Here is a 17,122-nt window from a genome sequence, read left to right on the forward strand (position 1 = left end):
GGTGATTGAGCGCTCGAGCCCAAAGAGGGAGCTAATTCAGAAGTCAGGAAGCCATGAACTGTCCTGGCTTCCTGGCTTTTGAATTTTCCCGTGGCTTTTGGCATGGGAGCGCAGGCGTCCCGCCTGCACCCTTTCGTGCGACCCCGGTCGTTTTTTGTGGTCAGAAACCACCCCGGAATCGATTCTCTGGAGTCTTTTCACTGCGCGAAACTTCGTTCCCCTGCATGAGCCCTGTGCGATCCTTTTCCGTCCTGTCCGCTCTGGTCCTCGCGAGTGCCGCGTCGGCGGCGGTGGACTACAATCGCGACATCAAGCCGATCCTCGCGGAGAACTGTTTCTCGTGTCACGGCTTCGACGAAAAGGGCCGCAAAGCCAAACTGCGGCTCGATGTGGCGGAGTCGGCGTTCACCGAGCGCAATGGATTCACGGCCATCACCCCGCGTGATCTCACGAAGAGCGAGGCGTGGATTCGCATCACCAGCACGGACGAGGAGGAAGTGATGCCACCGCCGGATTCGCACCGGTCGCTCACGCCCGATCAGAAGCAGAAGATCAAGACGTGGATCGAGGAGGGCGCGACGTATGCCGAGCACTGGTCGTTCGTGCCGCCAAAGAAAGCGGCGCTGCCGGTTTCCGGATCGACCGCCATCGACGCCTTCGTTCGCGCCCAGCTCACGAAAGAGGGACTGAAACCCGCTCTCGCAGCGGATCGTCGCACGCTCATCCGCAGGTTGTCATTCGATCTCGTCGGCCTGCCGCCGTCGGCCGCCGAGGTCGAGGCCTTCATCGCGGATCGCGATCCGAAGGCATATGAGAACCTCGTCGCGCGGCTCCTTGCGCGACCGCAGTTCGGCGAACGGCTCGCCCTCGACTGGCTCGACGCCGCGCGCTATGCGGACACCAACGGCTTCTCGATCGATGGCGGCCGGCACATGTGGCTGTGGCGCGACTGGGTGATCCAGGCGTTCAACGACAACAAGCCGTATGACCGTTTCCTCTTCGAACAGATCGCGGGCGATCTGCTGCCGAATCGCACCGAGGCTGACCTGATTGCATCCGGATTTCAGCGCAACAACATGACGACCCACGAGGGTGGCACGATCCCCGAGGAGAATCTCGTCAACTACAACGCCGACCGCGTGAAGACGCTGGGCGAGGCCGTGCTCGGGCTGACGTTCGCCTGCGCGCAGTGTCACGATCACAAGTTCGATCCAATCACGCAGAAGGACTACTACCGACTCTTCGCCTACTTCAACTCGCTCGGCGACCGCGGGCTCGACGGCAACGCCGGCGTGAATGCGGGGCCGATGGCGATGGCGCGGACGGTGCTGAAGGCCAACGAGGAAAAGGAACTTGGCCGGCGGATTGCCGCGTTGAAGACGCAGCTGGTGACCCGCGACGACGCGTTGCTGCGCAGTTGGGCCACGCGGGAACGCGAGCAACTTGCCACGCGCGGACGCGGGTTCGAGCTGCACCCGGTGAAGGTGGCAAAGGTGTCCACGCCCAACCGTGCCGACCTCGACGTCGAGGAGTCGCGCCGCGTGCGCATCCGGCAGGCCGGTGATTTGGCGGCGATCGATATTTCCGCTGAACTGCCGAAGCTCTCGGCACCCATCACGGGGCTGCGCGTGGTGATGTATCCGTTGCCCGAGCTGCCCGGTGGCGGTTGGGGCAAGGGACCGATCACTCGCGCGGCGGCGCAGGCGTCGAAAACCAAGGCCGCCAAGACGAAGATGGCGCCGGCGGAGAGCGAACGCAGCAAGGGCACGTTTCGTCTGACAGCGCTTTCGATTTCCGCTGACCAGATCCCCGGTGATCAGATCGATCTGCACAAGTTGCGTCGCATCTCGCGGGTCACGGCCAACACTTGGGAGGAGGCGAATCCGCCGGCCGGCTGCCTGGATCCACGCAACGACAGCGGCTGGTCGCCGGATCTGGCGGCAAGCGGGACGGTGCACCTGACCGCGACGCTGGCCGAGCCGTTGCGCGCGGCGGACACGCCGTTTTTGAACGTGCAGCTGAACTTCGGCGCGGGCCGGTCGCTGCTCCCTGAGTTGGTGGAGGTGTTTGTGACCACCGGTACCGACGACGGCACGGACCTGCCTACGGAGATTGTCGCGGCCCTGGCGGTGCCGGACGCGACGCGCGATGCGGCCACCACCGAGCGGCTGTGGCGGTACTGCGCGCAGCACGCCGTGGAGCTGAAGCGGGCGCGCGTCGATCTCGCCAATCTGGAGGAGCGCCTCGCCGCGCTGACGCAGCCCTTTTCGACGATGGTCATGGCCGTGGCGGACAAGCCGCGGGACACGTTCATCCTGAATCGTGGTGATTACACGCAGCCCACGGAAAAGGTCACTCCGGGCACGCCCGCAGCGCTGCCACTGCCGGGTGACGGTGCGGCGGCGGATCGGCTCGGTCTCGCCCGCTGGGTCACGATGCCGCAGAATCCGCTGACGGCGCGTGTCGCGGTGAACCGATTTTGGAAACAGCTCTTCGGCACCGGCATCGTCGCCACGCCGGCGGACTTCGGTTCGCAGGGGGAATGGCCGAGTCATCCCGAGCTGCTCGACTGGCTGGCGGTTGATTTCATGGAGCACGGCTGGGACGTGAAGCGGCTCATGGCGCAAATGGTCATGAGCGAGACGTACCGGCAGTCGTCGGTCGCCGCGCCCGCGCTGCTCGAGCGCGATCCGCAGAACCGCCTGCTCGCGCGCGGTCCGCGCTTTCGGTTGCCGGCCGAGCTGGTCCGCGATGCGGCGTTGCAGGTCTCGGGGCTGCTGGTGCCGCAGGTCGGCGGGCCGAGCGTGAATCCGTACCTGCCGTTCGATTTGTGGCGCGAGGTCAGTCACTATGGCAGCTCGCCGGCGACGGCGCAGACCTTTGTGCAGGATCACGGCGACAAGCTGTATCGACGTTCGCTGTACACCTATTGGAAGCGCACCGCGCCGCCGCCGAGCATGGCGGCGTTCGACGCGCCGAATCGCGAGGTCTGCACCGTGGCGCGCGGCAATACCACGACCCCGCTGCAGGCGCTCGTGCTGTTGAACGACGTGCAGTTCGTCGAGGCGGCGCGGGTGTTTGCGGAGAAGATTCTGGCCCGGGGCGGCAACGACTCAGCCCGCGTCGCGTGGGCGTTTGCCGAGTGCCTGTCGCGTCCGCCGGAGGCAAATGAACTCCGCGTCGTGGCGGGCGCCCTGCAGCGCGAACGCGAGCGCTACGCGAAAAATGAACCTGCCGCCCGCGCGCTGCTCGCCGCCGGCGAAGCTCCGCGTTCGTCCAAGCTGGATCTCGCCGACCACGCGGCGTGGACGCAGGTGGCTTCGTTGCTGCTGAATCTCAGCGAGACGGTCACTCGCAACTGAGCCTGGCGATCAATCAACCCATATGATCAGTTGGTACAAAGGCCGACCGTGCTGCGCTCGAGCTTCCGGGACTTTACAGGAGGTAACGGAGGCAACTGAGTCCGGGCTGTCTCTCTCCGTGGCCTCCGTTGGCTCCTGTAAAAATTCCGATTTCTGAACCCGTCCCCGCCATGCAACCCGCCCACGATTATCTTCAACACCTCACGCGTCGCACGTTCATCGGCGGCGCTGCGCGCGGCATCGGCGGCATCGCGCTCGGTTCCTTGCTTTCGTCGAGTCTCGCGCGCGCGGTGACCGGCGCAGCGGGAGCGAAAGGGACCGCGCAGATGCTCCCCGGCCTGCCGCATTTTGCTCCGAAGGCGAAGCGCGTGCTCTGCCTGTTCCAGAGCGGCGGCCTGTCGCACGTCGATCTCTTCGACGACAAGCCGATGCTGCACCAGCACGCGGGCCTCGAGATCCCGGCCTCGGTCAAGGGCACGCAGCGTCTCACCGGCATGACCAGCGGCCAGAGCGCGTATCCCGTCGTGCCGCCGCTGAAACCCGGCAAGCGTTGCGGCAAGCATGGCACCTGGATCAGCGATCTGCTGCCGCACATCCAGACGATCGCGGACGACATCTGCATCGTGAAGAGCCTGCACACTGAGGCGATCAACCACGATCCGGCGATCACCTACATGAACACCGGGAATCAGCTACCTGGATACGCCAGCATGGGCGCGTGGGCGAGCTACGGACTCGGGACGGAAAACGAGAACCTGCCGGCCTTCATCGCCATGGTGTCGCAGGGCACGGGCAAGAATCCCGGCCAGCCCATCTTCTCGCGCCTCTGGGGCAGCGGCTTTTTGCCGGCGTCGCATCAGGGCGTCGGCCTGCGGCCGGGCGCCAATCCGGTCCTCTATCTCAACAATCCGCCGGGCGTCGACCGCCCGCAGCGGCGCGCGCTGCTCGACGATCTCGCGGTGCTCAACCACCAGCGCGCCGCCGAGCTCGGCGACCCGGAGACCATTGCGCGCATTGATGCCTACGAGATGGCATTCCGGATGCAGACGTCGGTGCCGGAGCTGACCGACATCAGCGGCGAGTCGGCGGCGACGATCGCGTCCTACGGACCCGAGGTGCGCAAGCCCGGCACTTACGCGGCGAACTGCCTGCTCGCGCGCCGGCTGCTCGAGCGGAACGTGCGTTTCGTGCAACTCTTCCACCGCGGCTGGGATCAGCACATCGCGATCGCGAAACAGCTGCCCAACCAGTGCCACGACATCGATCAGCCCACGGCGGCGTTGATCAAGGATCTCAAGCAGCGCGGGCTGCTTGAGGACACGCTGGTGGTGTTCGCGACCGAGTTCGGGCGGACGGTGTTCAGCCAGGGGAAGCTCGGCGATCCCGGCATGGGCCGCGACCATCACGGCCGCGCGTTCACCGTGTGGCTCGCGGGCGGCGGCATTCGCGGCGGCATGGAGTACGGCGCGACCGACGACTTCTGCTACAACATCACGGAGAATCCCGTGCACCTGCGTGACCTGCACGCGACCATCCTGCACTGCCTCGGCATCGATCACGCGCGCTTCAGCCACAAGTTCCGCGGCCTCAACGTCCGGCTCACCGGCGTCGAGGAAGCACACGTCGTGAAAGCGATCCTCGCGTGACGTCGTTCCGAGAGTGGCGGATGGGTTTGCCCACGGAACACACGGAATGCACGGAAAGAATCGGTGCGGATGCGATCTCACCCGTTGATTCCTCATCCTAAATCCTCCGCCGGTTTTCCGTGTATTCCGTGTGTTCCGTGGGCCACCCTGTCTGGAGGGTCGCGTTCGGTTGTCTCCTTTACCCCATGAAAACTTCTCTCATCCGCCTTGTCTGTGTCGTGCTGGCGCTTGCGCCGCTCGGGTCCTTCGCTGCGAATGCGCGATCGGCCTCGAAGCCCAACATTATCCTGATCATGGCCGACGATCTCGGCTACGAGACGATCGGCGCAAACGGTGGCACCAGCTACCGCACGCCCGTGCTCGACCAGCTCGCGGCGACGGGTGCGCGTTTCACGCAGTGCTACGTCCAGCCGCTGTGCACGCCGACCCGCGTGCAGTTGATGACGGGGCTCTACAACGTCCGAAACTATATTAATTTTGGCAACATGGACCCGAACGCGATCACGTTCGGCAACCAGCTCAAGCAGGCCGGCTACACGACATGCATCGCGGGCAAGTGGCAGCTGGGTGAGGATCTGAACCTGCCGCGCAAGTACGGCTTCGACGAGTATTGCCTCTGGCAGCACACCCGCCGGCCGCCGCGCTATGCCAATCCCGGACTTGAAATCAACGGTGTCCCCAAGGACTACACCAAGGGCGAGTACGGGCCGGATATCGTCAACGACTACGTGATGGACTTCGTCGCGCGGAAAAAGGACGCGCCGTTCTTCGTGTATTATCCGATGATCCTGACGCACGACCCGTATCAGCCGACGCCGGACAGCCCCGACTGGGATCCGACCCTGCAGGGCGAGCAGGCCAAGCGGAACGTGAAGCACTTCGGCGAGATGGTGGAGTACATGGACAAACTGATCGGTAAACTCGTCGCGCGGCTTGACGCCCTCGGCGTGCGCGAGAACACGCTGCTGATCTTCGTCGGCGACAACGGCACCGGTCGCGGCACGCCGTCGCGGATGGGCGATCGCGTCGTCATCGGTGGCAAGGGCACGACCACGGACGCAGGCATGCACGTGCCCCTGATCGCCAGCTGGCCGGCGGGAATTGCGGCCGGAAAGGTCCACCACGGCCTCGTGGACTCGACGGATTTTTTCCCGACAGTGGTGGAAGCAGCGGGGGCGAAACTCCCCGCCGGCGTGCCGCTCGATGGCCGCAGTTTCCTGCCGCAGCTGCGCGGCGAAAAAGGGCAGCCGCGGGAGTGGGTGTATTGCTGGTATTCGCCGCGGCAGCGCGAGGAGCTCACGGTGCGGGAGATGGCGTTCACCGCGCGCTACAAACTTTACCGGACGGGCGAGTTTCACGACCTGGCAAACGATCTCGACGAGAAGGTGCCGTTGAAAGTGGCGGCGCTTGCCGGTGAGGCGGCGGCCGCCGCCAGGGTCTTGCAAGGCGCGCTCGACCGCTACGCCAACGTGCGCGATCCGAAGTTGGATAGCTTCGGGATGACGTCGGTCCAGGAGCGGCGGGCGAAGAAAGCGAAGTCGAAATAGGGCCGACCGTGGCGGAATGCGCCCGCGTTTCGCCACGCCGCCGAAACGGGCTCGCCGTCGGCCGGAGTTGACCCCGCTGGAGGGCCGCACGAAAAGGTACCATTCCGGCCGTTGTGCTTTCCGGTCCGGAAGACTGTTTTTCCGTTTCGTTTGTTCACCCACCTTACCCTGCTGATGAAGACCCTGCTCCGTGCCTGGCCGTGGCTTGCCCTTTTGTCGCTCAACGCGGTGGCGGCTCCGGTCGCGCGCTGGGATTTCGGCGAGGAGGAGACGACGCGGCTCGAGCCGGTCGGTGCGGTGCAGCGCGATGTGCCGGGGCCGCGGCCGCCGGCGTTTCCCGATTTCGAAAAGAACAACACGGCGGTACGGCTCGACGGCAGCGGCGCGCGCTTCGTGCTCGCGGATCCCGGCGCGGCGAGCGCCTTCGATTTCACCAACGGCGACCCCATCACGCTCGAGGCCTGGGTGAACGTCGATGGCCTGCGGTCCGGCGATAACTTCTATGTCGTCGGCAAGGGCCGCACCGGCGCGCCGGGTTTCCCCGCCGACAATCAGAATTGGGCGCTGCGCGTCCGGGCGATGGGCGATCAGTTCGCCGTGAATTTCCTGTTCGCCACGCCGCGCGCGAGAACTGCCGCGAAGGCGGATTCACACTGGCACCGGTGGACGAGCAAGGCCGGCTTCGGTCGCGACACCGGCTGGCATCATGTGGCGGTCACCTACAAGTTCGGCGACCCGGCGAGCATCCGCGGGTGGGTCGATGGCAAGCCGCAGACCGGGATGTGGGACATGGGCGGGCCGACGACCGACGCCCCCGTCGTGGACGACGACGCGGTGTGGATCGGCTCGTCGATGAAGGGCAGCGCGTCGGCGAGCTTTCGCGGTTCGCTCGATGCGGTCGCGATCCACCGCGAGATTCTCACCGATGCCGAGTTGAAGGCGCGGTTTCGCCGGGTCGGCGGACCGGTTGTGGCCAAGGCGGCCCCGGCGGTGATGCCGGACCTCGGCCCGCTGCCGGCCGGGCAGGTGCTGATGACGTTCCACGAAGGCATGCCGACGCACGATCGCTGGCTCAACGCCGGCGAAGCGGTGCCGGCCGAGACGACCCGCTGGTCGGGTAACCATTTTCTGCTGCCGCGGCTACCGTTGCGCTACGATGCGTGGGGCATTCGCGCCGGCTGGAAACCGCCGGTGCTCGCGCGCCTCGCGGCCAACGTCAGCCTCGCACCCGGCACGCATCGCGTGGTGTTGCGGGCCCGCGGCCTGAGCCGCCTGTGGTTCGACGGCAAACTTGTCGCCAGCACGCTGCCGCACAAGGGCGATTCCGGCGGCCATGATCCGGTCGCGCCCGTGCCGACCCCGCCGCTGCCCGGCCTGCGGCCCGTGGGCTTCGGTATCCAGGAAGTGGTGGCAGACCTCGTCGTGCCCCCGGGCGCAACCGGCCGCGTGGTGCTCGAGAATGTCGTGGGCGGGAAACGTTACCGCGCGGAGCCCGGTGAACTCACCGTGGCCGTGCAGACGCCGGACGGTCGCTCCTTCAACCTGCTGCAGCCCGCCGGTGCCAAGGCCGAGCCCGTAGCGCTGACCGACGACGCCATGACGTCCGCGATCGCGACGATTGAGGCCTCGATCGCTGCGCTCGACGATCGCGTGCGGCGCGACGGCGCGGCGACGCAGGATGCCTTCTGGCAAAAGCGCCACGAGGTGGCGCGCGCTTGGGCGAGCGAACATCCCGCGCCGGCCGTACCGGCCAAGACGGGGCATCCGATTGACGCATTCTTGATCAGCAAAATTGATCGGGCCGTGGCCGAGGCGCAGAAGACGCCGGCGGCCGAGGCGCAGCAGTTCCACACCAGTGTCCTGCCGGTGCTGCGCGGCGAGTGTTTCCGGTGTCACGGCGAGAAGCAAAAGGGTGGTTTGAAACTGGATACGCGCGAAGCGATCCTCAAGGGCGGCGAGTCGGGGAAACCGGCGGTCGTGCCGGGCGACCCGGCCGCGAGTGAAGTGATTGCGCGGGTGCGGCATCACGACGAGGAGGACCGGATGCCGCCGAAGGGCGACGCGCTCAAGGCCGAGCAAATCGCGGCGCTGGAAACCTGGATCAAGGCGGGCGCACGCTGGCCCGCGCCGCCGATTGCACCGGAGAGCGTCGCGCTCGCGCCGGTGATCGATGACGCCGCCTTCCTGCGTCGGGTTTATTTCGATACCGTCGGCGTGCCGCCGGCGCCGGACGAAGTGACGGCTTTTCTGGCCGACCGTTCCGCCGACAAGCGGAACCGGGTGATCGATCGGCTCCTCGCGGACGAACGCGCGGCCGATCACTGGGTGAGTTACTGGCAGGACGTGCTCGCGGAGAATCCCAGCATGCTCAAGCCGAGCCTCAACAACACCGGGCCGTTTCGCTGGTTCCTTTATGAGGCGCTGCGCGACGGGAAGCCGATGGACCGGCTGGTGAGCGAACTCATTCTGCTGCGCGGCAGCGTGCGCGAGGGCGGCAGCGCTGGGTTTGGGCTCGCAGCGGACAACGACGCACCGTTCGCGGCGAAAGGCCACATCGTGGCGACCGCGTTTCTCGGCATCGAATTGCAGTGCGCGCGCTGTCACGATTCGCCGTACCACAGCACGAAGCAGCGTGATCTGTATTCGCTCGCGGCGTTTTTCGAGCGCAAGCCCGTGACCGTGCCGGCGTCGAGCCGGGTGCCGGCGGCGTTCTTTGAAAACAAGACGCGCGAATCGCTGATCAAGGTCACGCTCAAGCCAAGCGAAATAGTCACGCCCGCGTGGCCGTTTGCGGACGTCACCGGGGTGGCCGACGACGAGTCGCTGCAGGCGCTCATGCAGGATCCGAAGGACCCGCGCGAGCGCCTCGCCGCACTCGTCACGGCGCCGCAGAATACGCGTTTTGCGCAGGTGATCGTCAACCGGCTTTGGAAACGACTCATCGGCGCGGGCTTCGTCGAGCCGGCCCACGATTGGGAAGGCCACACGCCCAGCCATCCCGAGTTGCTGACGTGGCTTGCGCGCGAATTTGTGGCACACGGCTTCGATGCGAAACACATCGTGCGGCTGATTCTCACCTCGAAAGTGTATCAACGCGCAGCGACCGGCGAGAATCTCAAGGCCAGCGCCGACCTGCGTTTCTTTGCCGCGCCGGAGCGACGCCGCCTGTCGGCCGAGCAGGTGGTCGATTCGCTGTTTACCGCTTCGCGGCAGCCGATCGACGTGGAGGAAATCACGCTTGATGCCGATGCGCGCCGGCCGGCCGATTCGTTTGTTTCCCTCGGGGTGCCGCGCCGCGCGTGGATGTTTGCCAGCCTGTCGAACGAGCGCGATCGGCCTAGTCTGAACCTGCCGCGCGCGCAGGCGGTGATCGACGTGATGGAGGCGTTTGGCTGGACCGGCTCGCGGCAGAACCCGCGCACTGATCGTGAATCCGATCCGAACGTGCTGCAGCCCGGCGTGCTCGCGAACAGCGTCGTGTCCGTGTGGGTGACGCGCGCGTCGCATGGCAGTGAACTGGCCGATTTGGCGGTGAATGCGCGTTCGCCCGAAGCCTTGGTGGAAGCGCTGTTCCTGCGGTACTATAGCCGTCCACCGACGGCGCAGGAGCGCGCGACGTTTGGGCGCGCGCTCGCGCAGGATTTTGGCACGCGGTTGGTGGCTCCCGCCGAGGTCAAAACGGTGCGCGCCCTGCCGCCGCTGCCTTCGGTGGGGTGGTCCAACCATCTCGCGCCGGAGGCCAACACCATCAAGGTTGAACTCGAACAGCGTGCGCGCAGCGGGCCGCCTGCCGATCCGCGGCTCGTGCCAGCGTGGCGCGAGATCCTGGAGGACACGGTCTGGAGTCTCGTCAACGCGCGGGAATTCGTGTGGCTGCCGTGAGTTGCTCACGCGTTCGTCCGCCCCTTATGCCCATGTCGGATCAACCGAGCCCCCTGTCATGAATCGTCGCGAATTTATCTCTGCTTCCGTCGGTGCGGCCCTGCTGCCCGGTCTGGCGCGTGCGGCCGTCACGCCGCCGAGTCTGCTCAAGGGCAAGGCCGATCACGTCATCTCCATCTGGCTCGGCGGCGGCATGGGGCAGATCGACACGTTTGATCCGAAGCGCCGCGGTGACCCGTCGAAGAAAATCGCGGGCGCGTATTACGACAGCATTCCCACTTCGGTCTCGGGCGTGAGCGTGTGCGAACACCTCAAGCACACGGCGCCGTTGATGGATCGTGTGACCGCGGTGCGGACAGTACACCATGACGTCATCGACGAACATGCGGCGGCCACGAACCGCATGCACACCGGCCGGGCCGTGAGCGGCACCGTCGTGTATCCATCACTTGGATCCGTCGTCGCGCACGAACGCCGGGCCGTGGTCGACGGGGCGCCGCCGTATGTGTTGATTGGATATCCCAACATCACGCGCGGTCCCGGATTTCTGGGAGCGCGGGCCGGATATCTTTATTTGACGGATACGAATCAGGGGCCCGCGGGTCTCTCGCGCCCTGATGGTATCAGCCAGGACCGGCAGACGCGGCGCGAACAATTTCTGGCGAACCTGCGCAGCGGCACGCCGGGATCGGCGGACGCGCGGCTCAAGGACTACGACGCGGCCATCGACCAGAGCCTCAGGCTGAGCAGCCCCGAGTTCACCCGCGCGTTCCGGCTCGAGGAGGAGAAGGCGGACCTGCGCGCGCGTTACGGCGGGGAGTTTGGTCAGCGCTGCCTGTTAGCGCGGCGGCTGGTCGAGCGTGGCGTGCGCTTCATCGAGGTCTCGCACAATCTCAATTTCATGAACGGGACAGGCTGGGATGTGCACAACGCCGGCATCCAGCAGCAGCACGTGCTCATCGGCGAACTCGACACCGCGTTCTCCGCGTTGATCACCGATCTCGAAAACCGGCGTCTGCTCGATCGCACGCTGATCGTGATCACGAGTGAGTTTGGCCGGCCGCCTGAGTTCGACAGCGGCGGCGGTCGCGGGCATCAGGGCAAGGCGTTCACGTGCGTGCTGGCTGGAGGCGGCCTGCGGCATCGCGGCGCGTACGGCGAAACGGATGAGCTTGCGCGCAAACCCGTGAGTCCGCCGGTGAGCGTGCCGGACTTTTTTGCCACGATCCACGCGGCCATGGGGATCGATTACACGAAGAACCTCTACGATGGCGATCGCCCGGTGCCGATCACCGACGGCGGCAAGCCGATCAGCGCGCTTTTCGGTTGAGCCGCGACCGTCGCGTCGTCGTCGCATGAGATCCCTGCTGCCACGCCGGACGTTTCTCCGGCTTTCACTGGCTGGAAGTGCGGCGGCGGGCCTCGGTGAGTCGCTCCGGGGTGCGACGCCGATGGCGGTGCGCAAAGCGGCGCCCGAGCCGGCGCTGCGATTTCAGGCGGGTCGTGATGTCGGTGCGTGGCAGGAGGCGTTGCGGGTGCGACTCGCGGCGATTCTCGCGATCGCGCCGAGTTCAGCCGCGCCCCTTGTTCCTTATGTGACGCCTGAGGCCGAGACCGCACGTTACACGATGGAACGCATCCGTTTCACGGCTGAGCCGGGCGAGGTGGTGCCCGGGTATTTGTTGCGACCGAAGCAGGCGCGCGGGCCGTTGCCGGTGATGATTTGCCTGCAGGGGCATTCGCCGGGCATGCACATTTCAATCGGCCAGGCGCGCAACGAACGGGAAAAGGCGTCGATTGCCGGCGGTCGCGATCTCGCGTTGCAGGCCGTCGATCGCGGTTGGGCGGCGCTGGTGATCGAGCAGCGTGGGTTTGGCGAGCGCGCCGTCGGCGCGGTGAGTTGCAACGACACGGCGTTGCGCGCGCTGCACGCGGGGCGTCCCCTCACGGGCCAGCGCGTGCTCGATGTGCAGCGCGCCGTTGATTTCATCGGCACGCAGCCGGGCCTCGATGCGGCGCGCATCGCTTGCATCGGCAACTCGACCGGCGGCACCGTGAGTTTCTATGCTGCCTGCGTGGAGCCGCGCATCGGGCTCGCGGTGGTGTCGTGTTCGTTCTGCACCTTCGAGGACTCGTGGATGAGCCTGCCGCACTGTGCGTGCGGCTACCTCCCGGGGATCCTGCAGGTCGCGGACATGCCTGATCTCGCGGGGTTGATTGCTCCGCGAAGGCTGCTGATTGTGGCGGGCAAGCAGGATAACCTTGCGCGCTTTGCAGGCGTCGAACGCGGCTTTCAGCGCGCGCAGGAGATCTTTGCCGCGGCGGGAGTCGGCGGGAACGTCCGGCTGATCGCCGGTGAGGGCGGTCATCAGTTTTATCCGGATCAGGCTTGGCCGGTGATTGCGGAACTGGCGGCCGGAATGACCGATCGGCGCTGAAACCAGACACTCCTTTTCATGAAACATTCCTGTCGCCTTCTCATTGGACTTCTTGCCGGGCTCGCGGTGCACGCGGGCGGATTCGCCGCAGCGGCACCGGCGGCCAAGACCGCGGTCGGCCCGACGCCTCCGGTGGAGGGCTATCGCGGGATCTGGTTCACGCTCGGACAAATGTCCGAGTACGGTGACAAATACTCCGGCGGCCTCGGCACGTACACGGCCAACCACAACCCGCTCGCGGTCTATGCCGCGGCGGTGGACAAGACGTTCTTCGTCTACGGCGGATCGCCGGCGGGTGAACGGCAGCTGCTCTGTCTCATTGGCAGTTTCGACCACAAGAGCGGCCGCGTGACGCGCCCGGTCGTGGTTCACGACAAGCGGCCGGTCGATGATCCCCATGACAACCCCAGCCTGAACATTGATCCCGAGGGTTACCTCTGGGTCTTCGTCAGCGGCCGCGCCAATTCCCGGCCGGGTTTCATCTACCGCAGCGTCGCGCCCTACGATCACTCGCGCTTCGAACTCGTGGCGCAGAAGATCATCACGTATCCGCAACCCTGGCACATCGCCGGCAAGGGATTTCTGCACCTGTTCACGCGTTACACCAAGGGGCGCGAACTGTATTGGGAAACCAGCGCGGACGGACGCAACTGGAGCGAGACGCGCAAGCTCGCCGGCATGGGCGGTCACTATCAAACGAGCGGCGCGCGCGACGGCAAGGTGGCGTCGTTTTTCAACTACCATCCGGGTGGTGTCGTCGATAAGCGCACGAATCTGTATTATGCGCAGACGACGGATTTCGGCGCGACCTGGACGACGGCCGCTGGCACGCCGCTCACGCTGCCGCTGTCGGACATCCAGAATCCGGCGCTCGTGGTTGATTATGCTGCGCGCGGTCAGCTCGTGTACACCTGCGATCTCAATTTCGACGCGGCGGGCAATCCGATCCTGCTGTATGTGCTGTCGCGCGATTTCAAACCCGGCCCGGCGGGAGGAAAACGCGAGTGGACTGTCGCGCATTGGCAGGGCGGGTCATGGCGGTTTTCCACGATCACGACGTCCGATCACAACTACGACATGGGCAGTCTCTACGTCTTGAAGGACGAGTGGCTGGTGATTGCGCCGACCGATGTCGGGCCGCAGCCCTGGGGCACCGGTGGAGAAATGGTGCTCTGGTCGAGCAAGGACGAGGGCAGGACCTGGAGCCGTCGCCGCAACGTGACCGAGCGCAGTGAATTCAACCACAGTTACGCGCGCCGGCCCCGCAACGCGCGCGATCCGTTCTTCGCATTCTGGGCGGACGGCGACCCGGGCAAACTGAGCCCGTCGCGTATCTACTTCTCGGACTCAACCGGACAGAAAGTGTGGCGGCTGCCCTACACGTTTCCTGCGGGAGCTGACACGGCTTTGCCGGAGGCGGTTCGGAATTGAGCTGAGGTCGCGCCGGCCAGCGCGGTCGACCGGAGGGCGAGTGGATCGAATCTCCGGTGCAGGGCACAAAAAAACTGCCGGCAAATTGCCGGCAGCTTTGAAGAAGAGGAATCGATTGGGATCAGGCGCCGGCAAACTTGCGGCGGAGCGCCGCAGCGCCAACGAGCGCGAGGCCGAGTAGAGCGGCCGTGTTGCCACCATCCGGCACGCCCGGGGTGTTGCTGTCGCCGCCCGGGGGCGTGAGGACGGCCTTCTGGCTGGATGGGTCTCCGTCGATTTGCTGAATGTGGAGACCAATCTTGAAGTTGCCGGCATTGAGCGCGGCGAGGACATCGGCATAGGTGTTCGTCCCAGCGAGGGCGTATTGGACGCCCAACGTCTCGCCGACTCCGGAATTAAGCCCATTGCTGATGCCACCGGCGCTCGTCCGACTCACGCCATAGTCTTGGGTGAAGCCACCGGCACCGAGGGCAGGCATGCCGCCGTTTTCAAAGGAAACTCCGGCAGACTGGAAGAGGAGAGGTGTGCCCGTGTTCATCAGCAGACCGGAGCTCGAGCCTCCGAAGCCGATCGAGGCGATCGTTCCGACGTCGCCGCCCGCGAACGAAAAATTGAAACGAACCGTTCCCGCGACTGAATTTACCACATCCACCGAGACCTGGTCGGCGGCGTTATCGGCAGGCAAAACGCCCGCAGTGATATTGGCAAAGTTGTAGACCACTGCGTGGGCGCTGACGCTGAGGAAAAGAGCGGCGCACAGGCTGCCGGAGATACGGGTGAGGTTTTTCATGAGTCGGAAAGTGATAGTCAGGCCGGGTAAGCAAGCACTGGGCCTAATGTATTTCAGGTGTATTGCATGTACCTAATATCCTATTCAATCGCGGGTTAAAATGTTCGGTTTTGGACCGTAGGTGCGGCCCGATGGCGCAAATTGTAACGTGAACCGACATTGTTTCGTTCGGCGGACCCAGGAATGAGATGCCGGCGCGACATTATTATCTCTACCACAGCGAGTAATGACTGTTGCCGGCGACGCCGCCTTCATGTCAATTATTCCTAGGTATGGCAATAGGCCTAAAATGGCTAGTAGCTAACGCTCCCCTCGCTTCAGTGTAACGTGCGACCGGGATGACGTTTCAGGACGAGGCCGGTGGATCTGTCCGGCGTCGAACTTGAGTTGGTTGTCCACATGCTTGGGGTTGAAATGTCACGTCCGAGGCGTTTTCCCGTGTCCTCGGACCCGTCTCCGTCGGCCTCGAGCGTGTCCGCGTCGATGGGCGGGGGACGCATTCGAAGGTACGTGCGGCGAGGCCACCGCAAGTCTGGGCATAAATGGCGTGAGATGGTTTAAGAGAATGGGTGTCGCGCCGGCCGGTACGAACCGTGCACTCAGAAACTAAGCGCGCCGGTAAAGGGACTGCGGCTCGCGGCCGAGGCCAGCTCCTGCCAGAGGGTGACGCGAAACGGATTGTTGCCACCGGTAGTGGCGAGCGATTCGTCGTAGTGCAGCGCAGTACTGTCTGCGACGACGATATCGTTCGCGACGAATGAGCCGCAGATGTCGCCGGTACCGTTGAGGCGAAGCGACCCTTGCGGAGCGTAGACCACGGCGGAAAGCATGCCGTTGCCCGCGAGCGTGATGAGCTGGGTGCCGGAAGCTTTGGTCCCCCAGAATTGAACCGCCGCCGGTTGATTGGCGGTGGCGGTGGTTGTTCCGCCGTTTTGCAGTCCGCGACCCGCGATCGCGATGTCGCCCGGCGCGTAGATCTCCAGCGTGCAACCGGGATCCACGCGGATTTCGCCGCTGCTGCCCGTGACGTCGATGCTGGTCAGGGGATCGGTCAGTCTCAGCACCACGCGATTCGCGGTTCCCTGAATCTGCAGCGTGGCGTTGTTCAGTGTAATCGACGGAAGGGTGTAATAATAACGACCGTCAGCCGCTGCGACATCACCGGCGCGAGGCAGACTCCCGGCACCGGTGATTGCTCCCAGCATGTATCCGGACGTGGAAGGAGCGGCAACGGGATCGAGGTGGGCGATGAAGTCGGTCGCGACGTGCCCGGCAACGATGGTTCCCGCCGGCGTTCCAAAGGGACCAATCGCCCCGCTGGATCCGACGGAGGGGATCGTTCCGCCGGTGGTGGCGTAGCCCCAGATGCTCACGTTGTGCAGGAGCACGGCGTCGACGGCGATGGTGTTGCCGGCGACGGTGCCCTGTGCTCGCTTTACGCCGGAGCTGTAGGGAATCGCCGCCGTGACCGGATTGTTGTCGGGGTCGGAGTTCCAGCTGTCGACCGAGGCGTTCGTGCCGCTGAAACGGATCGCCTGGCGGGCCACCAGACCGTTGGCAAACTTCGACGTCTTCCTCAGTTGGATACGGACCCACTTTTCGATGGACCGGTTCGGATCGTCGCCAAGCATGAGGGTGGAACGGGCGACGACATCGGGCGTGTTTCCAAGGTAATTGGAAACGTGCACGCGCACGACGCCGGTGGCGCCTTGATCGAAGGTGTAGGAGCCGGTGGCGGGAAACTGCCGCCAGGCGTTGCCGCCACCTGTGGTCCAGCCGGCCCAGTTGTAGGACGGATCGGCAATTCGCTTGTTGATGGAGTACATGGCCTCCTCGAGTCCGTTCTCCGCGACGTTCATGGCGGCCTGATTGTAGAGAGCGCGATTCGAGATGGTCAGGCTGCTGCGGCCGAGCTGCAGGTAGCTCGCCAGTGAAACGCCGATGATCGCGGCAAAGATCATCGCAACGATGAGCAGGGAACCGCGCTCCGAACGGAACGGGAGACGGGATGTTTTCATGCTGGTGA

General features: G+C 65.1%; 9 protein-coding genes. 7 read left to right on the top strand and 2 right to left on the bottom strand.

Annotated features, from left to right (window positions below):
- The first annotated feature begins 224 nt into the window (after positions 1-224).
- The 7 genes from ACLJEU_RS02925 to ACLJEU_RS02955 all read left to right on the top strand — a co-directional run bounded on the left by ACLJEU_RS02925 (position 225) and on the right by ACLJEU_RS02955 (position 14,306).
- The gene (locus tag ACLJEU_RS02925; protein WP_414664508.1) at positions 225-3,362 is read left to right on the top strand and encodes a PSD1 and planctomycete cytochrome C domain-containing protein; all 3,138 of its coding nucleotides are present in this window, start codon (positions 225-227) and stop codon (positions 3,360-3,362) included.
- Between the two features lie 170 nt (positions 3,363-3,532).
- A complete protein-coding gene (locus tag ACLJEU_RS02930) occupies positions 3,533-5,008 on the top strand; it encodes a DUF1501 domain-containing protein (RefSeq protein WP_414664509.1) in 1,476 nt (491 codons plus the stop codon).
- Positions 5,009-5,193: 185 nt separating this feature from the next.
- The gene (locus ACLJEU_RS02935) at positions 5,194-6,555 is read left to right on the top strand and encodes a sulfatase-like hydrolase/transferase (protein WP_414664510.1); all 1,362 of its coding nucleotides are present in this window, start codon (positions 5,194-5,196) and stop codon (positions 6,553-6,555) included.
- 174 nt (positions 6,556-6,729) lie between these two features.
- The gene (locus ACLJEU_RS02940; protein ID WP_414664511.1) at positions 6,730-10,437 is read left to right on the top strand and encodes a DUF1553 domain-containing protein; all 3,708 of its coding nucleotides are present in this window, start codon (positions 6,730-6,732) and stop codon (positions 10,435-10,437) included.
- A 58-nt stretch (positions 10,438-10,495) separates the two neighbouring features.
- Positions 10,496-11,767 (top strand): DUF1501 domain-containing protein, encoded by a 1,272-nt coding sequence (locus ACLJEU_RS02945; RefSeq protein ID WP_414664512.1) that lies wholly within the window; start codon positions 10,496-10,498, stop codon positions 11,765-11,767.
- A 25-nt stretch (positions 11,768-11,792) separates the two neighbouring features.
- The gene (locus ACLJEU_RS02950; RefSeq protein ID WP_414664513.1) at positions 11,793-12,875 is read left to right on the top strand and encodes an alpha/beta hydrolase family protein; all 1,083 of its coding nucleotides are present in this window, start codon (positions 11,793-11,795) and stop codon (positions 12,873-12,875) included.
- An 18-nt stretch (positions 12,876-12,893) separates the two neighbouring features.
- Positions 12,894-14,306 carry a BNR-4 repeat-containing protein gene (locus tag ACLJEU_RS02955; RefSeq protein ID WP_414664514.1) on the top strand — a complete coding sequence of 471 codons (1,413 nt, stop codon included), beginning with the start codon at positions 12,894-12,896 and terminating at the stop codon, positions 14,304-14,306.
- 121 nt (positions 14,307-14,427) lie between these two features.
- Here ACLJEU_RS02955 and ACLJEU_RS02960 read toward each other — a convergent pair whose 3' ends face one another.
- On the bottom strand, positions 14,428-15,096 hold the full coding sequence (locus ACLJEU_RS02960; RefSeq protein ID WP_414664515.1) for a VPDSG-CTERM sorting domain-containing protein: 669 nt from the start codon (positions 15,094-15,096) through the stop codon (positions 14,428-14,430).
- A 599-nt stretch (positions 15,097-15,695) separates the two neighbouring features.
- Positions 15,696-17,114, bottom strand: a complete 1,419-nt coding sequence (locus ACLJEU_RS02965; RefSeq protein ID WP_414664516.1) for a DUF7305 domain-containing protein — start codon at positions 17,112-17,114, stop codon at positions 15,696-15,698.
- Positions 17,115-17,122: the final 8 nt, after the last annotated feature.

The organism is Terrisphaera buseokensis (genome assembly GCF_047521145.2).
Lineage (GTDB): Bacteria > Verrucomicrobiota > Verrucomicrobiia > Opitutales > Opitutaceae > ER46.